Below are 18,893 nucleotides of genomic sequence, written 5' to 3'. Positions count from 1 at the left end.
ATCATTCAAGTTGTTGGCTCCCCTTTTTTATACTCCTTGTTCAGAAGCTAATCTGTTTAGCTGCTGGAAATCTTTAATGAAAATTTTCTTTCCGTCCACTGTGATGGCCCCAATCGTTACGAGCTCCCCGAGCATCCGATAAAAGGTCTCATAGGTAGTCCCTACGTACGAAGCAAGGTCTTTTTTGCTCAGTGCAAGTCCAATGTCTCCGTCCTCGGTCTCCCCACCAAAAATACGGTGGAGCAGCAGTAGACTCCATGCCAGCCGATTTTTGACAGAAAGTTGAGCCAGGTTAGCCATCTTTTGTTCTGAAAGATGCAATTCGTCGGCAAAAAATAACATCAAACGATAACTCAATTCCGGATTGATACGAAGCGTAGACAGAAAAAATGGTAATTCAACAAAACACACTTGGCTAACCTCAAGGGCAGTTGCCGAAACAGGATAAAAGGTCGGTTCTGAAGCGATGCCCCGATGTCCCACGATGTCACCTTTTTTTGCAAAACGTACGATAGTTTCCTTATCTCCAAGATTGCGGTGCACTTTAACAAGCCCCGATTGCACAAAGTAGATACCCCGAACAGATTCTCCCTCAATAATAAACTGTTCCCCTTTTTTTAATTTAATATTTTTTCGTTGCAGGTCAATCTGTCCAAGCCAATCGCGTAAAACATAACGGCACATAAGGCAAGAGTGGTCGCAGGTATTTGCTTTTTTTGATTTCATTAAGGTCTGATTCGTATAGGGAACTGTCTACTGTTGTATGTTCAAAGGTATTATCTATTCCTTTAAATTCCTATTTTGTCTGCTATAAAAAAAGTATATAATGTTTTAACTTCTGAATGTGTGGAATTGGATGAAATATTACATCTCTATTTTAATAAGCACCTTATTAATGTAGTCATTTAAAATCAGAATTTATTACTTTCGTCGAAGCATGATAAAGACTAATATGTTCATAAAACCAAAGTACTGTTTAATTTTTGTTGCACTTTGTTGTATGTCAATGTTGCTTTTTTCTTGCGGTTCCAAAGAAAAACAGCGTGAAAAGGAATTACGGATTTTGTTCAGTCGAGAGTTTGTTGATGAACAGTATGGTCAAGAAAGATACTTGGGTGATTCTTATAGACATCATGCGGCTGACTTTTTTGTCGCCAAGAATGATACAGTTCCATTAGCGAAATGGAATATTCTCTTAAATAAAATGGCTAGTTTAAAGCGGTATAAACCTGAAATGAATGATATCTTGTACAAACATAATTATTGCTCAAATCTAGAGATTGAGTTTTTTGATCATAAAAAATCCTTGTGTCAATTATGCTTGAATCCAGATAACAAAACTTTAAGACTTAATTATTTGGTGTATGAAGCTTCTCCTGAACTGATTTCTTTTTTTGCTAATTACATTTCGCTAGATTCGGCAGCTCTTGCTGCGAGTGGAAAAAGCAACTATATGAAAAAAGTAATGTTTAATGATCCGAGGGTAAAGTGAGTGCGGTCGATGAAACTTTGAGGATAAGCGGGGAGCGAAGTGCTTAAAAAATAAAATGGTTATTCAGTTATGAGAAAGAAAATAGAGATAAAGATTTTACAATTTTTTACCGTTGTTTTTTGTGTGTTTTTCTACTGCTGTAGTCATCATGCTGAAAAAACAAAAGAAAGAGTCATTGATCAGCCCTGGAAGGATATGATGTTACCCAAAAAGATGTTAGATTCGCTTTGGCGTAGAGCTATTAATGTAGGTGATTTTGACGCATATCATACAATAGCTCATAGTAACATGCTCTTGACTCCAGATGAATATTATTATACGCTTCTAATGGCTAACAAGCACCAATGTCCTGAGGCATACTTGAACTTATATGATATACTTACATGGAAAGGGACAATAGACGGAGTCGAAGTTGCGGGCAGGGATAGCATCTCGCGGAATCAAGCCCTATTTTACCTGCTTAAGGCTCATGAGCTTGGTGAAAAAAGTGCCATTTACTATATACATGAAGAGTTTGGGGATAGCATCCCTCCGCCTAAATCGATTACTTATTTAAGGAGAATTCAAAAATTTTACGAGGAAAAAAAATGAAAGTGATGAGTTTCAGGATGCAATAACAGTCATGGACCATAAGTGGAACACGCCAAACCATCTGTTATTTCACCCTAAACCGTCGGGGATATTCGGTATAGAGTTCAGGTCTAAGGTCTTGGATATAATTGTTTAATATAATCAGTGTTTGTTTCATCACGTGCTACTTTTAATGCAACAATAAAGTTAACTATATAAACTTGGGTTTTCACCAATGAATTTTTGTTTATATTTGAGTGACGGTGATCAATTATAATAACCTAGTGAAAGCGAGACAACTTATTCTTTTGTGCATTTTTGCATTAGCTTACTGTACAGCACTGCACGCGAACAAAGTAGATTCCTTATTGAACGTACTGGATAAAGCAATCCATAATCGGGCTGTTTATTTAGCTGCCAAGATTCACCGGATTGACGCTATCAAAGGCCAATTGAAAAGCCACCCGGCAGCCATGAAACGGTACGAGATCCAGAATCAGCTAATTTTTGAATATCAGACGTTAAACTGTGACTCTTCATTGGCTTATATAGACGGCAATATTGCGATAGCCAACCAGCTTAACGATAAGATGCTCATGACAGAAAGCCAAGTCAAATTGGCTTTTGTTCTTTCCATCTCTGGATTGTTTACCCAGGCATGGGATGTACTGAAGCAAATCGATTATAATGGACTGCCTCAGCACCTGAAGGTCCTCTACCAATGGAGCACTATCCGTTATTATGAAAATTTGATCAAATATACTGACCACGATAATTACAATAGGCAGTACGAAAGCGAAATCGCCAAATCTAGGAATAGTCTCATGGGACTGCTTGGTCCAAATTCGGATATGTACCTCAAGGAGAAATCATTTAAACTCAAAGCAGCGGGTATGTTCAAAGAGTCTAGGGATATTCAGTTGCATTTATTTAAAAAGGAAAAAATTGATACACACGGTTATGGAATGTCTGCCATGGGTCTTGCGATGATCGCTAAAGATCTGGGTGAGACACAACTGACCGAGCAATATCTGGCCATGGCCGCAATTACAGATGTCCGACTGGCGATTAAGGAAAACGAGTCCTTATTGACTTTGGCGATTTACTTGAACAAAAAAGGGGATGTAGACAGGGCTTTTACCTATATTCAGGCTGCCCTGGATGATGCCAATTACTACAATTCGCGTTTCCGCAATACCGTGATCGCTCGTACGCAGCCTATTATCGAAGCGACCTATCTTGCCAAGATCGACCAACAACGGAAAAACCTACGTCTGTACGCGATCGTAATCAGCATATTTGCGATTATTTTGATCCTCACACTCTATTTCTTATTTAAACAGATGAGGATCGTATCCCGTGCTCGAAAGAAACTCAATATGACCAATGAGCAACTGACGCTCGTCAACCATAAACTGGACGAGGCCAATCTCGTGCGTGAACGTTATATCGGCTATTACCTCAATCAGTGTGCGGTATATCTGGACAAATTAGATGATTTCAGGAAAAATGTGTACCGTAAAGTCAAAAGCCGCCAGCTCGAGGACCTGCAGCAACTTACCTCCTCCAATGCATCACTTGAAAAATATGCACAGGATCTTTATACTGATTTTGACCGTACGTTTCTAGAGGTATATCCCAAATTTGTTGATGAATTTAACAGCCTCCTCCGGCCGGATGAACAGTACCAGCTGAAAAAGGATAAACTCAATACCGAGCTCCGCATTTTTGCGCTGATTCGATTGGGAATATCTGATGTCAACCAGATCGCTATATTTCTACGTTATTCGATGCAAACCATCTATAACTATAAAAGCAAAGTAAAGAGTAAGGCGATCAATGATGCTGAACATTTCGAAGAAAAAGTACGAAAACTGGGCGCAGTATCCACAAATCAATTCTAAATCATTTACCAAAACACTTTGCTTGATTATTTGTAAATTATTGTTTTTTAGTGCTTTAGTTTGATTTCTGTGTTTTAATCGTTTACTAAGAGCCCTACTTGCAGCTGCAAGTAGGGCTCTTGCGTTATACATTTGTTTCCAAGGGAATGCCGATAGAACCAATACCAATTTGATAAATCTATTTTTACGTTTTAGCTATCGTCAACCTGATACAATTTTAATCTTATGGGAAATTATTCTAGAAAAATCTTTTTGGCAGGATTCATCGTTCTCGTCTCTTTGGGAACAGCTCTCCGGACTGTTGCGCAACAAATTTCACCCTTTAAGGATGGCGATCGCGTGGTCTTTTTGGGAAATAGTATTACGGATGGTGGGCATTACCACGCCTATATCTGGCTGTATTACCTCACACGTTTTCCCGAAATGAAATTGAAGGTATTCAACGCGGGGATCGGTGGTGATCGGGTGGTCGATATGCTTCGAAGATTGGATGGCGATGTCTTCAGCAAGCAACCTACAGTATTGATCACGACTTTCGGTATGAACGATTCAGGTTATTTTGAATATAATGGTGACCAGCCGGAGATTTTTGCTGATACCAAGGTAAAAGAGTCGTATGATGGGTATAAAGAAATGGAAAAACGATACAAAGGGTTGGTCGATACCCGCCTGGTATTGCTTGGAAGCACTCCTTATGATGAAAATGTGGTGATCAAGGATAATAAGCCCTTTAAAAATAAAAACAAGGCTATGAAACGCATTGTTGATTTTCAGCGTGAATCGGCCAAAAGCAATGGCTGGGAATTCTATGATTTCAATCAGCCGATCAGCGCAATCAATGCGAATTTTCAGCAAAAGGATCCGTCCTTCACCATATCGGGAAGCGACCGTGTACACCCGGATAATAATGGGCATATGGTCATGGCTTACTTATTCTTGAAAGCACAGGGATTTGCCGGTCAGGGGGTAGCCACAGTGGGGATTGACGCGACAAAACAACGTGTGATAGAATCAAAGAACTGTGGGGTTGAAAATATCAAAAAGGCTGGAAATAACCTCAGTTTTGATTATCTCGCGGCGGCACTGCCTTATCCCATGGATACAACCGCTAGAGGCTGGGGAGCTAAATATAGCCAGCACGATGCGGTTAATATCGTCCCTTTTATGGAAGAAATGAATCAGGAGATCTTGCGGGTAAAGGGACTTAAAGGAAAGTACACCTTATGGATTGACGATCAGGAAATCGGTGTATGGTCTGCTGCGGATCTCGACAAAGGAATCAATCTGGCGAACCAGACACGGACGCCCCAATATCAGCAGGCCTTGAAAGTGATGTTTCTCAATGAAGAACGCTGGGAGATTGAACGCCGCTTCCGTGATCTGGCCTGGGTGCAGTATAATTTTTTTCTCCCAAAAGGATTGTTGAATGCCGACAATCGAAAGGCAATCGAGGTCATGGACCAACATGTGGCCGCAGATGGTTGGTTGCGTGCAAAAAGAGATCTCTATGCCAAGGCGATGTATCCTGAAGTACGCGCGGCCTGGCAAAGCCAAATTGATGATCTGCAGCAGCGGATGAATGAAGTAAATCAACCTGTTAAACGGTCTGTGCGTCTTGTGCAGCTGAAAAAATAATGGCATGACCGGGTTGAAAAAAATAGCAGTTATTTTGGTCCTTGTGTTGGTGTCAGCAGCTGGACTAAAGGGACAACAGCAAGATTACTTTGTCGATGGTTATCACGGCGGGGTTTACGGACACTACCCACTTTGGGTAACGACATTTATGCTCGACCACCTGGAAGGGGAGCCAAGCTGGCGAATCGGACTTGAGATCGAACCGGAGACCTGGGATACAGTCAAGGTTAAGGATCCTGCTGGCTATGCACGCATGAAGGAATGGGCGAAGGATCCACGCCTGGATTTCACAAATCCGACCTATGCGCAACCTTATCTGTATAATATCTCTGGTGAAAGTATCATTCGCCAATTTGCTTATGGCATGGCTAAATATCGTTCGCATTTTCCTGAAATCAACTTTACAACCTATGCTGCGGAAGAACCTTGTTTTACAAGCAGTCTACCCCAGATCCTCCGGCAATTCGGATTTCAGTATGCGGTACTTAAAACTCCAAATACCTGCTGGGGAGGCTACATCAGGGCACATGGTGGTCAATTTCTGAATTGGGAAGGGCCTGATGGTACGGCAATCCTTACGGTACCACGTTATGCAAATGAGGCTTTTGAAAAAAACTCCACCTGGCAGACTACGGCCTGGGCCAATACTGTAGACTATTGGAAGAGTTGTTATGAAGCTGGAATTATGAATCCAGTCGGTATGTGCTATCAGGATGCCGGATGGAAAAATGGTCCGTGGATAGGAACGGGCGAACAGGTGAAAAATAATGTGCGTTACACCACCTGGACGGAATATTTTCGGTCGATCCCAGCTGGACGAGCTGTGCCAACCTGGAAAATGGGGCAGGAGGACATTTTGGTCAACTTAATGTGGGGTAGCCAAGTGCTGCAACGCATTGCACAACAGGTGCGCCAAGCGGAAAACAGGATACTGCAAGCTGAAAAAATCGGAGCCATGGCTTTTATGGATCATGGTTTTGTACCAGATGGTAAACGCCTTGACGAAGCCTGGCGAACGTTGATGATGGCTCAGCATCACGATTCCTGGATTGTACCTTACAATAAGTTGCATCAGGACCAGACTTGGGCGCAGGCGATCGAGAACTGGACCACCAATACGCTGAACATTGCGGATCAATTGATCCATCAGGCAAATGCTTCTTATGCCACTTCCACGCGGAGTACTAATTCGGAATTGGGCTATATCCGGGTTTATAATACGCTAGCCCGGCACCGAAAGGAATGGGTACAGGTGCGCTTACCTGCAGATGTGGATGATGTCACCGTGTGGACAGGAAAACAGCAGGTACTGCCCGCTCATTGCTACCAAACGGATCTCGGTAAGGTCCTGGAATTTGAAGCAGAGGTGAATGGCTTTGGCTATGCTACGTATCAGCTTAAGCCGGCTCAACCTATTAAGCTGGGGCAATCTAAATCGAGTGAACCGAAAAGGATGGTCCGCTTTGATACCGAAGGCAACTGTATTCTCGAAAATGAATTGTACAAGATTGTGCTGGACAAAAAACAGGGTGGAACAATCAAGAGTCTGATTGCCAAATATGCAAATCATAAGGAATTCGCTGCACAAGATGGGGGGTATCGGATGGGAGAAATTGCAGGGTATTTTTATGAGGAGGGGAAATTTTATTCTTCGAAGGATAGCCCCGTAACGTTCACTGTCGTACAGGATGATGGGTTGAAAACAACGGTTAAAATAACCGGGAATATCAATGGGCATCCTTTTGTTCAGTTACTGTCGCTAGTAGCAGGACAGCAACGCATCGATTTGGATCTAACCATCGACTGGAAAGGCAATGTTGGGATCGGTGAATATAAGCAACAACAGAAATGGACAGACAATAGACGTGCTTTTACGGACGATCGCTATAAGTTGAAAGTCATGTTTCCAACAACTATAAAGCAAGGAAAAATAGCCAAAAATGCTCCTTTTGACGTCACTGAAAGCGGCTTAGAGGATACCTTTTTTGGCCAGTGGGACCAGATTAAGAACAACGTTGTGTTGAACTGGGTAGACCTCTTTGACGAAAATAGCCAATATGGTCTCGCGGTAATGACCGACCATACAGGGTCATACGTCCATGGTAAGGAATTCCCTTTGAGTCTGACGGCACAATACTCGGGTTTGGGATTGTGGGGGATGGATTATAAGATCACTGGACCTTTACACATGCGCTATGCATTGATACCACATGAAAAGAATTGGAATATAGCGCGTATCGCAGACCGAAGCAATGCCTGGAACGAACCACTGCTGGCGTACTATTATCCCAATGTAAAATTCAGAGATCGTCAGCTGATCACACTCTCGGATGATCATCTGGAGATATCGGCCTTGCAGCTAGACCATGGACAACTTAGCTTACGCCTCTTTAATACGAGCAATAAACAGGCCGCATCATCTGTCGCCATAGACTTTCCTGCGGCTTCGTTACAGGAAGTCCTGCTGAATGGTGAGCAAAAGGGGAGTATTCCCTTTAGAAAGATGGCAGAGAATAGGAAAGCTTTCGTGGCACAACTGCCAAAGTTCGGAATCAGGACCTTTCAGATCAATAAATAGAACCTAAAAAACGATAAATTAATATGAATAAATTATATGGACTGCTATCTTGTTTTGTTATCGCACTAACACTGTCGTCGACATCTTGTGCTAGTCGCCGATATCATTCTGTTTCCAGTCCAGCAGACTATGTCAATCCATTTATTGGTGCCAGTACAAGTGTGGGCGCGGCAGGAACGTATCATGGTCTGGGAAAGACTTTTCCAGGGGCAACGACTCCCTATGGCATGGTGCAGGTGAGCCCTAACACGGTTACAGGCGGTGATAACAGTCCTGGGTATAGTTATGAGCATCGCAGTATTGAAGGTTTTGCCTTCACCCAGATGAGTGGAGTGGGTTGGTATGGCGATCTCGGAAATTTTCTGGTGATGCCTACCATCGGTAAGTTGCATACCATTGCGGGTAAGGAGGATGGTACCGTGACCGGTTATCGGTCTCCCTACAACAAGTCCAGTGAGATCGCCCAGGCTGGCTACTATGCGGTTGATCTCGAACGGTATAACATACGGGTGGAGGCTACCGCTGCCCCACATAGCGGGATGCTTCGTTTTACCTTTCCGCAAAGTAAGGAATCACGTATCCAGATCGACCTGGCGCGTCGTGTCGGTGGCACAGCAATACAGCAATATGTCCGAAAAGTAGATGACTATAGTATTCAGGGATGGATGCACTGTACGCCGGAGGGCGGTGGCTGGGGCGATGGCGATGGTAAGGCGGATTACACGGTTTACTTTTATGCACGCTTCGATAAACCCCTAAAAAAACACGGCATCTGGTCAGCAGAAATCCCTGACGACTGGAAGCGTAAGCGTGATGATGTGCAGTCCATCCCTTACCAAAGTCGGGTGGCAGAAGCAAAAGTGTGGCCCGGAAGAAACGAACTGGAAGGCAAACACCTCGGGGTATTCTCCGAATTTGAAACCAGTCAGGGCGAGCAGGTCAATCTACAGGTCGGCATTTCTTTCGTCGATATGCAGGGCGCGGAAAATAATTTTAAAAGGGAAATCGCAGGCAAGAATTTCGATCGCGTCCGTCGGGAAGCCAGAGCAATGTGGAATACTCAGCTGTCGAAAATTGCGCTTAAAGGCGGTACCGAAGACCAGAAAACGATCTTTTATACCTCATTGTACCATACCATGATTGATCCGCGCATCTTTACGGACGTAGACGGACGTTATAAGGGCGGTGACAACAGAATACACCGTAATGAGGGCTTTACCAAACGGACCATTTTTAGTGGGTGGGATGTTTTTCGGTCACAATTTCCGTTGCAGACTTTGATCAACCCCAGCTTGGTAAATGATGAGCTCAATTCATTGATCAGTCTGGCTGACGAGTCTGGAAAGGGGTATTTTGAACGCTGGGAATTATTAAATGCGTATTCTGGCTGCATGATCGGCAATCCTGCGCTATCGGTATTGGCGGATGCCTATGCGAAAGGGATACGCAATTACGATGTATCCAAAGCATTAACCTACGCGATCAATACCTCCAAAAGGTTTGGCAATGATTCGTTAGGCTATACGCCGGGAGCATTGAGCATTTCGAATACGCTGGAATATGCGTACACCGACTGGTGCATTGCGCAGCTGGCAAATGGATTGAACAGGAAAGAAACGGAACAAGCGTATTTGGCCAAAAGCCAAGCTTACCGAAAGATATTTGATCCGGAAAAAGGCTGGTTCAGACCACGGAAAAGTGACGGGTCATGGGAGGAATGGCCTGAGAATGCACGTACTAAAGAATGGTATGGTACCATTGAAAGCAACCCATACCAGCAGGGCTGGTTTGTGCCACATGATATTCCGGGCATGATCGAGTTGATGGGCGGTAAAGAAAAGACCTTAGCTGATCTAACGGATTTTTTTGAGAAGACACCTGAAAATATGCTCTGGAACGATTATTATAATCATGCCAATGAGCCCGTGCATTTAGTTCCGTTTTTGTTCAACCATCTGGATGCGGCTTACTTAACCCAAAAATGGACCCGTTACATCTGCGATAAAGCGTATCGTAATGCCGTAGAGGGAATCGTGGGAAATGAGGACGTGGGACAGATGTCGGCCTGGTACGTGCTTGCCTCATCGGGGATACACCCCTCTTGTCCGGGAGCAACACGTTTTGAAATAACAAGCCCATTATTCCGGGAACTGACATTTAAGCTAGATCCGGATTATTTCTCGGGTAAAACCTTTCGCATTGTTGCGCACGACAATTCGACGGATAATATATATATCCAGCGGGCCATGTTAAACGGTAAGCCCTATGCTAAAAATTACATTGACTTTGCAGATATGGTGGCCGGGGCAACCTTGGAACTCTATATGGGGCCTAATCCAAACAAAGACTGGGGGATCAAATGAAAAAAAGACTAGTATATATGCTGCTATTCTTGCAGCTGGCACTTGTAGGTTATGGTCAAGTACGCGAAATTTCGCTCAATAGTGATAATCCCGCGATTCGTTGGGAAATAAAGCCGCAATCGGATCTGCCTTATTCAGGGCAGGAAATAGCACAACCCAATTTTCGGATGAAAGACCCCGTGCGCGGTATTGTTCCGGGTGTCGTCTTCGCAGCTTATGTAAATCAGGGACTAGTACCGGATCCCAATTTTTCAGACAATATCTACCGGGTGGATGAACAGTTATTCAACCGTCCGTTCTGGTACCGTACAACTTTTCGCCTGCCTGTAGACTATAAAAAAGGGCAGCGTGTATGGATTCATTTTGACAATACCAACCGCTATGCCGATTTTTTCTGCAATGGAGTGAAACTATCGGGTACAGCTGGCGCTACAAGAGATGTCAGTGGCCATATGTTGCGCAGCAAATTTGATATCACAGATCTTGTGCGTGTGGGGCAGGAAAATGCAATTGCGGTGTTGATTACCGATGCTGACCAGAAAAAAACACGTACGGCAAAAGAACCTTTTGGCGTAACGGCAAGCCCCACGTACTTGGCTGCGGCTGGCTGGGACTGGATGCCTTATGTACCGGGACGCTTGGCCGGGATTACCGGCAATGTATCGTTACGTTTTACAGGCGATGTCAGTATGGAAGACCCTTGGATGCGGTCCGACCTGGAAAGCAACGAGTTTGCCTACCTGGACTTTTCGACCGATCTAAAAAATACAGGTGATCAACCCAAAGAAATAACACTGGAAGGGATCATCAAGCCCGGAGATATCCGATTTTCTAAAAAAGTAAAAGTTCCGGCACATAGCACCCAAAAAGTATATATCACCCGCAACGAGGTGAAGGAATTTTTGATCAAAAAGCCGCTGCTATGGTGGCCAAATGGTTATGGGGAACCGAATCTGTACAGCTGTTCGCTTACCGCAAAAATTGGTGATGAGATCTCGGATCAGAAGGAGTTCCAGTTTGGGATCCGTAAATATGAGTACCATTATGTGCGCAATAAAGCGGGATGGCCAGTGCTGAATTTCTATATCAACGGAAAAAAGATCTATCTCAAAGGCGGGAATTGGGGAATGAGCGAATACTTGCTCCGCTGTCAAGGGGAAGAGTACGGTCTCAAGATCAAGTTACATAAGGATATGAACTATAATATGATCCGCTTGTGGACGGGCTCGATCACAGACGATGCTTTCTATGATTATTGCGATCGTAATGGGATGATGGTGTGGGATGATTTTTGGCTCTATGTGGCGTATAACGATGTGGCCAATGATGATGATTTTAAAGCAAATGCGCTCGATAAAGTAAAACGACTGCGAAATCATGCCAGCATCGCAATCTGGTGCGGCGCCAATGAAACGCGTCCAAAACCTGAATTGGATAATTACCTGCGTGCTATTGTGGCGTCGGAGGACCACAATGATCGGCTGTATAAGTCCAGTTCCAATCAGGATGGTCTTTCGGGAAGCGGATGGTGGGGCAACCAGCCGCCGCGGCACCATTTTGAAACTTCGGGAAGCAACCTGGCCTGGAACGATCCGCCTTACCCTTATAGCAGCGACTACGGCTATGGCCTACGTACGGAAATCGGAACGGCTACTTTTCCCAATTATGAAAGTATCGTGAAGTTTATCCCAAATGACAAGCTCTGGCCACTACCTACGGACGAACAGCTCAAATCGGAAGATGACAATGTGTGGAATAGGCATTTTTTTGGTAAGGAAGCTGCTAACGCCAGTCCTATCCAGTATAAAAATGCGGTCAATAAACAGTATGGCGAATCGACGGACCTATCTGCATTTGCTGAAAAGGCGCAATACCTTAACCTCGAGGTCATGAAGGGCATGTATGAAGCCTGGAACGACAAGCTCTGGGACGACGCAGCAGGCATGCTGATCTGGATGAGCCAATCGGCCTACCCTTCATTTGTATGGCAGACCTATGATTACTATTACGATGCGACGGGCGCTTACTGGGGGGCGAAAAAAGCCTGCGAACCGGTACATGTACAATGGAATGCATCCAACAATAGTGTCAAGGTCATCAATACAAGCTTAAAGAGCCTGGATTCAGTATGGGTTTCGGCGCAGATCTTTGACATGGATGGCCAGGAGATCAAAAAATATGGCCTGCAAACCAGCGCTACCGTACGGTCAAATGTGGCGAAGGAAGTCTTCCGTCTAAATTTTGGCGGCGAACAAGAAGCTACAGCCTTGTCCGATCTACACTTCATTAAGCTTACCCTGAAGGATAGAAAGGGAGCTTTGCTGTCTGAAAATTTCTATTGGCGGAATGGCCGAAAAGAGCTGGATTATACCAGCCTAACTAGCTTACCGAAGGCCAAACTTGAATTTGACTATAAAAAAGAAGACGGTACCGCCGGTGTTGTGCTCCGGGTTTTTAATCGTGGAACAACAGTATCATTTGGTAATCGCTTGCGTCTGGTGGATGCAGCAACTAATGAACGCATTTTGCCGCTCATGATTTCGGATAATTATTTTACCCTGATGCCGGGCGAGGAAAAGCATGTTCGGCTTACGGAATCTCATGCAAAGCAATTAAAAAATGCAAAGCTGTTATGGAAGCAATATGGTCATGCCGAAAAGGAAACATTGAAACTAAAGAACATTTTTTAAAGATGATACAAATTTAAATAACTGATTATGAAACGAAGATTATGTATTTATCTGACTATGATTTACGCGATGCTAAATCAGGCGCAAGCGCAGCAGGCGGACCTGGTAAAGTATGTGAATACGCTCCAAGGAACGGATTCTGAATGGAGCCTGTCCTATGGAAATACTTATCCTACGGTAGGACTGCCATTTGCGGTGCATTTCTTTTCGGCACAAACGGGGAAAAATGGGGATGGCTGGAAATATCAATACAAAGCAAACAGCATACGCGGATTTCAGCAGGTTCACCAATGTAGTCCCTGGATGGGCGATTATATGGTTTTTTCGTTGATGCCGGGCCTTGGGAAGTTGGAGGTCAATGAGGAACGTCGCGCGTTATCCTTTAAACATGAAAATGAGATCGCTAAGCCGCATTATTATGCCGTGAATTTTGATAACGGCATCAAGGCGGAACTGAGTCCAGTGGAAAGAGGGGCGCATATGCGCTTTAGCTTCCCGAAAAAGGAAAAAGCGTTCTTGCTATTGGATGGCTTTTTGGGCGATAGCGAGATTAAGATAATTCCTGAAGAACGCAAGATTGTCGGGTATGTGCATAATGGGCGTTTTGTGCCCGAGCATATGAAAAATTATTTTGTGCTTACCTTCGATCAGGATTTTAAAGCTTACGGCACCTGGGAAAATGTCGAGGGCACAATCCAGGCCGGGCAGCGCTATGATGCCGGGAAAGGCAAAGGTGGATATCTGGAATTCCGCCCGGGGACTAAAGTGCAGGTCAAGATGGCTTCATCTTATATCAGTCCGCAGCAGGCAGATCTTAATTTTAAACGCGAACTGGAAGGACACAATACTTTTGAGGTAAGTAAAAGGAAAGCTTTTGATACCTGGAATGCATTGCTTAACCGCGTGCGCGTAGAAGGGGGGACGGAAGCGGAGATGGCAACATTTTATTCCTGCATGTTCAGGGCCAATTTATTTTCACGTAAGTTCTATGAAATGGATCCGGAGGGCAGTCCCTATTATTTCAGCCCTTATGATGGTAAGATTCATAAAGGGTACATGTTTACGGATAATGGTTTTTGGGATACTTTTCGTGGGCAATTCCCCTTGAGCAATCTTTTGCATCCGGTCATGCAAGGGCGTTATATGCAGTCCTTGCTGGATGCGCAAAAGCAGGCCGGATTTTTTCCGACCTGGTCCAATCCTGGGATGTCGGGCGTGATGATCGGCAACCATGCTATCTCGCTATTGGCAGATGCCTGGGTGAAAGGGATCCGATCCTTCAATGCGGACAGTGCTTTGACGGCCTATTACCATGAAGCGACCAATAAGGGGGTGTGGGGTGGATCAAATGGGCGCGAAGGGTGGAAAGCGTATTTTACCAAAGGGTATGTTCCTTATGGCGATATTCACGAAAGTACGGCAAAGACGTTGGAATATGCCTACGATGACTTTTGTGCTTATCAGCTGGCAAAGGCTACGGGCAACAAATTCTATGAAAATATCTTTGCCCGGCAGATGTATAACTACAAAAACGTATTTGATCCTCAGGTAAACTTTATGCGCGGCAGGCTAGATAATGGGCAATGGCGTGAACCCTTTGATCCTGTAGAATGGGGTGGTCCTTTTACCGAAGCGAATGCCTGGCAATATACCTGGTCGGTGATGCACGACGTGAACGGCTTGATCAACCTGATCGGTGGGGTGGATAAGTTTAATGCAAAGTTGGATACGTTCTTTACCATGGAACAGCGCGTCAACTATGGTAGCTATAAACAGGAAATCCATGAAATGCGCGAAATGTTGTTGTCAAAAATGGGACAATATGCGCATGGCAACCAGCCGGCACAGCACGTCCCGTATTTGTATAATTTCAGTGGCCAACCCTGGAAAGCGCAAAAATATGCCCGTATGGTGACATCGCGCCTTTATAACGCGACCGAAAAGGGGTATCCGGGTGATGAGGACCAGGGCCAGATGTCTTCCTGGTATGTCTTGAGCGCGATGGGGATCTATAGTGTCTGTCCCGGAACGGATGAATACGTATTTGGAAGTCCGGTATTCAAAAAGGTGACCATCAGTCTAGATAATGGGAAAACATTTACTATCAAGGCAGACAATAATAGTCCGCAGCATGTCTACATCCAATCAGCAGCACTCAATGGAGCAGCCTACGACAAAAATTTTATTCGATATGAAGATCTACTGAAAGGAGGCGAGCTTCATTTTGTCATGGGCGATAAGCCCAACTATGAAAGAGGAGTTTCGACGGATGCAAGGCCATTTTCCCTGAGTTCGATCGATTAGATCTTTTGAAAAATTTGATACCAGCGGGCTAGGCTCGCTGGTATAATGATAGCATAACCAATTATTTTACTGTTTTACAAAAAATTATGAACAAAAGCCAATTGACATTTTGCGCACTGGCCTTCCTGGCCTTTGCGGCTTGTAGTAAACAGGGATTTTTAGATCAGACGCAATCATCAGATCTGAATGAAGAGGTCGTCTTTTCGGATAGTACCTATACCATCAACTTCCTGTCAGGCATATATGGTGATATCGGGTTTGCGACTTGGCCCAAACGCTTTGGTGGGGGTGGGCTTGATGCCAGCACAGACGAAGCGGAGGGAGCTGGACTGGGGAGCATCAATACCTTTATCCAGTTTGCTACAGGTACCGTCAACTCCAATATTATCACCAATGATGCTTGGGCGAAACCTTATACCAATATTCGCAGGGCAAATATTATGCTTAAAAACCTGCATAGGGCACGCTTTGGTACAAATATTAAGGTGCGGGTGAAGGCAGAAACACGTTTTTTAAGGGCCTATTATTACTTTATCTTGCTGGAACACTATGGTGGCGTGCCCCTGATGGGAGACAGTGTTTACACGGCCAGTGATGCGATCCCTGCCAAGCGTAATACCTTCGAGGAGTGTGTACGCTACATTGTGGCTGAATGCGATGCCGCAGCGCAGGATCTCCCCTGGGAGCATGCGGGCGAAGACTATGGACGGATCAATAAAGCAGCCTGTTACGGATTAAAATCCCGCTTACTGTTGTATGCTGCGAGTCCGTTGTTCAATGGTAGCCCTGTGACAACAGAAGGAGCATTGAAGGACGTCGTCGCCTATCCTAATGCAGATGAAACGCGCTGGCAGCGGGCCGAAGCGGCAGCAGCGGAGGTCATTGAATCTGGACATTACAGTTTGTATGTCAACAATGATCCTGAACCCGGATTTGGTTTCTATCAGCTGTTTCAACTGCGTAAAAACTCAGAATATATCCTCGCCAAAATGCAAGATTCAAACCGGGATCTTGAAGGTATCTGGAATCCGCCGACTTTTGGCGTAAGCAACCCTGGCGCTTATCCTTATCTAGAAACGGTGGATGCTTTTGGGATGCGTAATGGTTTGCCTATTAGCGATCCGAATGCTGGATACGACCCGAAAAACCCCTATAAAAACCGCGATCCCCGCTTGGCGAATACCGTAACCCGGGATCAGTCACTGGTCTTCCACCGCGATGGATTAGCCCGGAGGCCAGTCAATATCTATATCGATAAGACCAATCCAAACAACGTGACTTCAGGGCAGGATGCCATTTACCGTGGCACGCCTACGGGGTATTATACCTATAAAATGGTCAATCGGGATGTAGCCGCGGATTGGTTCAATACCTATACGCCACGCTGTCTGCCAATCATCCGATATGCCGAAATTTTGTTGAACTATGCTGAAGCACGCAACGAATCGCTCGGGATCCCGGATCAGAAGGTCTATGCGGCGGTGGAGGCCATCCGAGAAAGGGCAGGATTGGATCCTTTTGTATTGCCGACTGGGCTAAACAAGGACGCTATGCGTGAGATTATCCGGAATGAGCGACAAAAAGAACTAGCCTTTGAAGGACATCGTTTTTTTGACGTACGCCGTTGGAAGTTGGCTGAATCATTGGAAAATAAACAGCTGCATGGAACCGAACCCGTCCGTACAGCATCGGGGACAAGTTATAATACCATCAACGTACGAAAACGTGTCTTTGACAAACGCATGTACCTCTGGCCCATTCCCCAATCTGAAGTAGCGAAGTCCTTAGACTTGATTCAAAATCCAGGTTATTAAAAAAATTAAACCGATGAAAATATACAAGATACTCTCATGGCTCTTGATGCTGGTCTTATGTTGGGGAATAAACTCCTGTAAGGATGAGCTGGGCAATATCCGCACGGAAGAGGCGGAAAAAGATATTACTGGAAATTGGAAAGTAACACAGCTGACCCGAAATGGTGAAAACCTGAGTAAGCGGTTGAAATTGGAAAACTTTAAGATCGATTTCAATGCGGACGGAACCTATACAATAGCTGATGATCTACCTTTTGTAGTCAGCGGCTCGGGAAAGTACCGCCTGGATGATCCACAGTATCCCTTTAGTGTTGTGCTTAGTCCAACGGAGGGTAAAGAGGAGGTGGTCCTCAAGTTCCTGTTCCCTGTAGTCAATGGCAAACGCCAGCTCAGCTTAGTGATGAGTCTGGGTTGCAGCAGCAACACCTATCAATATGATTGTGAACGTTTAAACGGAGGAATATGAGATATCCACGATTGGAAAACACAAGCACCAATGAAATAATCTGGATATTCCTTGTGGCCTTTAAAGAACAAATTATTTACATATGAAAAAGAACACACATTATTCGACATATATCTACTGGGCAATGGGGCTATTTTTGGCCATATTCTTAGCCCAATGCGGTCTTAAAGCCATCTCAGTAGTTGTGCCGACATCTGCAAAGGCAAATCAGCGGGTGACTTTTACGATGCATTGCGGAGCTGAGCCCCGTATCCAGGGGGGAGGTAATTATAGCACCCAGCTGGTCGCGGGTATTATGGTACCCAAGGGATGGAATGCGCGTAAAAACCTGACCATGTCCTTTACCAGTCCAAAGGGAAATGGCACCATGCGGATCATTTCGGACAGTGAACTGGAACCTGTATCTGGGCTGAGCTGGCATCAGGCCGCCAAGAAAATGTTCGGTATAGGCCCCAATTTGGTGGATGATATGGAATGGATTGTTTTTAGAAGTACGCAGGCTTATTCCTTTGTCAATAACGAAGACATCGATTTTACGGTGAAGGCGGAATGTAACGTTGGCGCCGAAAATATGTTGGTGTCTTTGGGATTCTATATTGGTTCTTCAATCGAAAATCTGCGTCCGGAGGATACAGATTATAAAAAGTTTACGTTCTCAAATGCTTTCGAGGTAACCGATGGTGAGGGCGATCTGATCGATTTTATCAACCCACAGTTGGGTACGGTACAACCGGTCAAAAGTCTGGACAACGATATCATTACATTGACTTTTGATGGTGGGGTTACCAATACAGTGCTGGATCATGAGCCTGCCATCTATCTACATGTCAAGGCAATGGATGAGTCAGGAAAGCTTATTGCTGAAATCAGGAAACAGACAGCAGATACCAAACTGACGGACATTGGTGGTAAAAAATACCTTATTGATATCTGGCCACGTGGATTTTTTAAGGTCGATAAAGATGTACACATCGCCCGGCTGGAATACTTCTATACGGACATTACGGGAACCAAAAGTGTCGGTTATGGCAATACGGATGAGCCTTTTAAATATACCTTCCGCTGTGAGTGATTGCT

Annotated in this window: 12 protein-coding genes; 11 read left to right on the top strand and 1 reads right to left on the bottom strand. The window is 44.7% G+C overall.

Annotation, left to right across the window (positions count from 1 at the left end):
- Positions 1-27: 27 nt before the first annotated feature.
- Positions 28-726 (bottom strand): Crp/Fnr family transcriptional regulator, encoded by a 699-nt coding sequence (locus ABTV71_RS21335; protein ID WP_433900980.1) that lies wholly within the window; start codon positions 724-726, stop codon positions 28-30.
- Between the two features lie 274 nt (positions 727-1,000).
- On the opposite strand from ABTV71_RS21335, the gene ABTV71_RS21330 reads away from it, so the two are divergent.
- The 11 genes from ABTV71_RS21330 (at position 1,001) to ABTV71_RS21280 (ending at position 18,888) form a co-directional block, all read left to right on the top strand.
- Positions 1,001-1,492: a hypothetical protein gene (locus ABTV71_RS21330; RefSeq protein WP_433900979.1), complete on the top strand. Its 492-nt coding sequence runs from the start codon at positions 1,001-1,003 to the stop codon at positions 1,490-1,492.
- A gap of 69 nt (positions 1,493-1,561) precedes the next feature.
- The gene (locus ABTV71_RS21325) at positions 1,562-2,083 is read left to right on the top strand and encodes a hypothetical protein (RefSeq protein WP_433900978.1); all 522 of its coding nucleotides are present in this window, start codon (positions 1,562-1,564) and stop codon (positions 2,081-2,083) included.
- Between the two features lie 263 nt (positions 2,084-2,346).
- Complete coding sequence (locus ABTV71_RS21320) at positions 2,347-3,966, top strand: DUF6377 domain-containing protein (RefSeq protein WP_433900977.1); 1,620 nt, start codon at positions 2,347-2,349, stop codon at positions 3,964-3,966.
- Positions 3,967-4,191: 225 nt separating this feature from the next.
- Complete coding sequence (locus tag ABTV71_RS21315; protein ID WP_433900976.1) at positions 4,192-5,601, top strand: SGNH/GDSL hydrolase family protein; 1,410 nt, start codon at positions 4,192-4,194, stop codon at positions 5,599-5,601.
- Between the two features lie 4 nt (positions 5,602-5,605).
- Positions 5,606-8,179 (top strand): glycoside hydrolase family 38 C-terminal domain-containing protein, encoded by a 2,574-nt coding sequence (locus tag ABTV71_RS21310; RefSeq protein WP_433900975.1) that lies wholly within the window; start codon positions 5,606-5,608, stop codon positions 8,177-8,179.
- Positions 8,180-8,202: 23 nt separating this feature from the next.
- The gene (locus tag ABTV71_RS21305) at positions 8,203-10,542 is read left to right on the top strand and encodes a GH92 family glycosyl hydrolase (protein ID WP_433900974.1); all 2,340 of its coding nucleotides are present in this window, start codon (positions 8,203-8,205) and stop codon (positions 10,540-10,542) included.
- Positions 10,539-13,232: a glycoside hydrolase family 2 protein gene (locus ABTV71_RS21300; protein ID WP_433900973.1), complete on the top strand. Its 2,694-nt coding sequence runs from the start codon at positions 10,539-10,541 to the stop codon at positions 13,230-13,232. Before ABTV71_RS21305 ends, ABTV71_RS21300 begins: the two co-directional genes overlap by 4 nt.
- Before the next feature lie 27 nt (positions 13,233-13,259).
- Positions 13,260-15,536 (top strand): GH92 family glycosyl hydrolase, encoded by a 2,277-nt coding sequence (locus ABTV71_RS21295; protein WP_433900972.1) that lies wholly within the window; start codon positions 13,260-13,262, stop codon positions 15,534-15,536.
- A gap of 86 nt (positions 15,537-15,622) precedes the next feature.
- Positions 15,623-17,350, top strand: a complete 1,728-nt coding sequence (locus tag ABTV71_RS21290) for a RagB/SusD family nutrient uptake outer membrane protein (protein ID WP_121122499.1) — start codon at positions 15,623-15,625, stop codon at positions 17,348-17,350.
- A gap of 13 nt (positions 17,351-17,363) precedes the next feature.
- Positions 17,364-17,816 carry a DUF5004 domain-containing protein gene (locus tag ABTV71_RS21285; RefSeq protein ID WP_433900971.1) on the top strand — a complete coding sequence of 151 codons (453 nt, stop codon included), beginning with the start codon at positions 17,364-17,366 and terminating at the stop codon, positions 17,814-17,816.
- An 82-nt stretch (positions 17,817-17,898) separates the two neighbouring features.
- Entirely contained in the window at positions 17,899-18,888 is a 990-nt protein-coding gene (locus ABTV71_RS21280; RefSeq protein WP_433900970.1) for a DUF4961 domain-containing protein, read from the top strand.
- The last annotated feature ends 5 nt before the right edge of the window (positions 18,889-18,893 follow it).

This window comes from Sphingobacterium puteale (assembly GCF_050986225.1).
In the GTDB taxonomy this organism is placed as follows: domain Bacteria; phylum Bacteroidota; class Bacteroidia; order Sphingobacteriales; family Sphingobacteriaceae; genus Sphingobacterium; species Sphingobacterium puteale.
The sequence above is the reverse complement of the archived record's forward strand: the minus strand, read 5'-3'. Positions and strand labels throughout refer to the sequence as shown.

Bases quoted from the DNA above. Each gene is read 5' to 3' on its own strand.
- ABTV71_RS21330 (WP_433900979.1), top strand. From the start codon at position 1,001: ATGTCAATGTTGCTTTTTTCTTGCGGTTCCAAAGAAAAACAGCGTGAA.
- ABTV71_RS21285 (WP_433900971.1), top strand. From the start codon at position 17,364: ATGAAAATATACAAGATACTCTCATGGCTCTTGATGCTGGTCTTATGT.
- ABTV71_RS21280 (WP_433900970.1), top strand. From the start codon at position 17,899: ATGAAAAAGAACACACATTATTCGACATATATCTACTGGGCAATGGGG.
- ABTV71_RS21300 (WP_433900973.1), top strand. From the start codon at position 10,539: ATGAAAAAAAGACTAGTATATATGCTGCTATTCTTGCAGCTGGCACTT.
- ABTV71_RS21295 (WP_433900972.1), top strand. From the start codon at position 13,260: ATGAAACGAAGATTATGTATTTATCTGACTATGATTTACGCGATGCTA.
- ABTV71_RS21315 (WP_433900976.1), top strand. From the start codon at position 4,192: ATGGGAAATTATTCTAGAAAAATCTTTTTGGCAGGATTCATCGTTCTC.
- ABTV71_RS21305 (WP_433900974.1), top strand. From the start codon at position 8,203: ATGAATAAATTATATGGACTGCTATCTTGTTTTGTTATCGCACTAACA.
- ABTV71_RS21310 (WP_433900975.1), top strand. From the start codon at position 5,606: ATGACCGGGTTGAAAAAAATAGCAGTTATTTTGGTCCTTGTGTTGGTG.
- ABTV71_RS21325 (WP_433900978.1), top strand. From the start codon at position 1,562: ATGAGAAAGAAAATAGAGATAAAGATTTTACAATTTTTTACCGTTGTT.
- ABTV71_RS21335 (WP_433900980.1), bottom strand. From the start codon at position 726: ATGAAATCAAAAAAAGCAAATACCTGCGACCACTCTTGCCTTATGTGC.
- ABTV71_RS21290 (WP_121122499.1), top strand. From the start codon at position 15,623: ATGAACAAAAGCCAATTGACATTTTGCGCACTGGCCTTCCTGGCCTTT.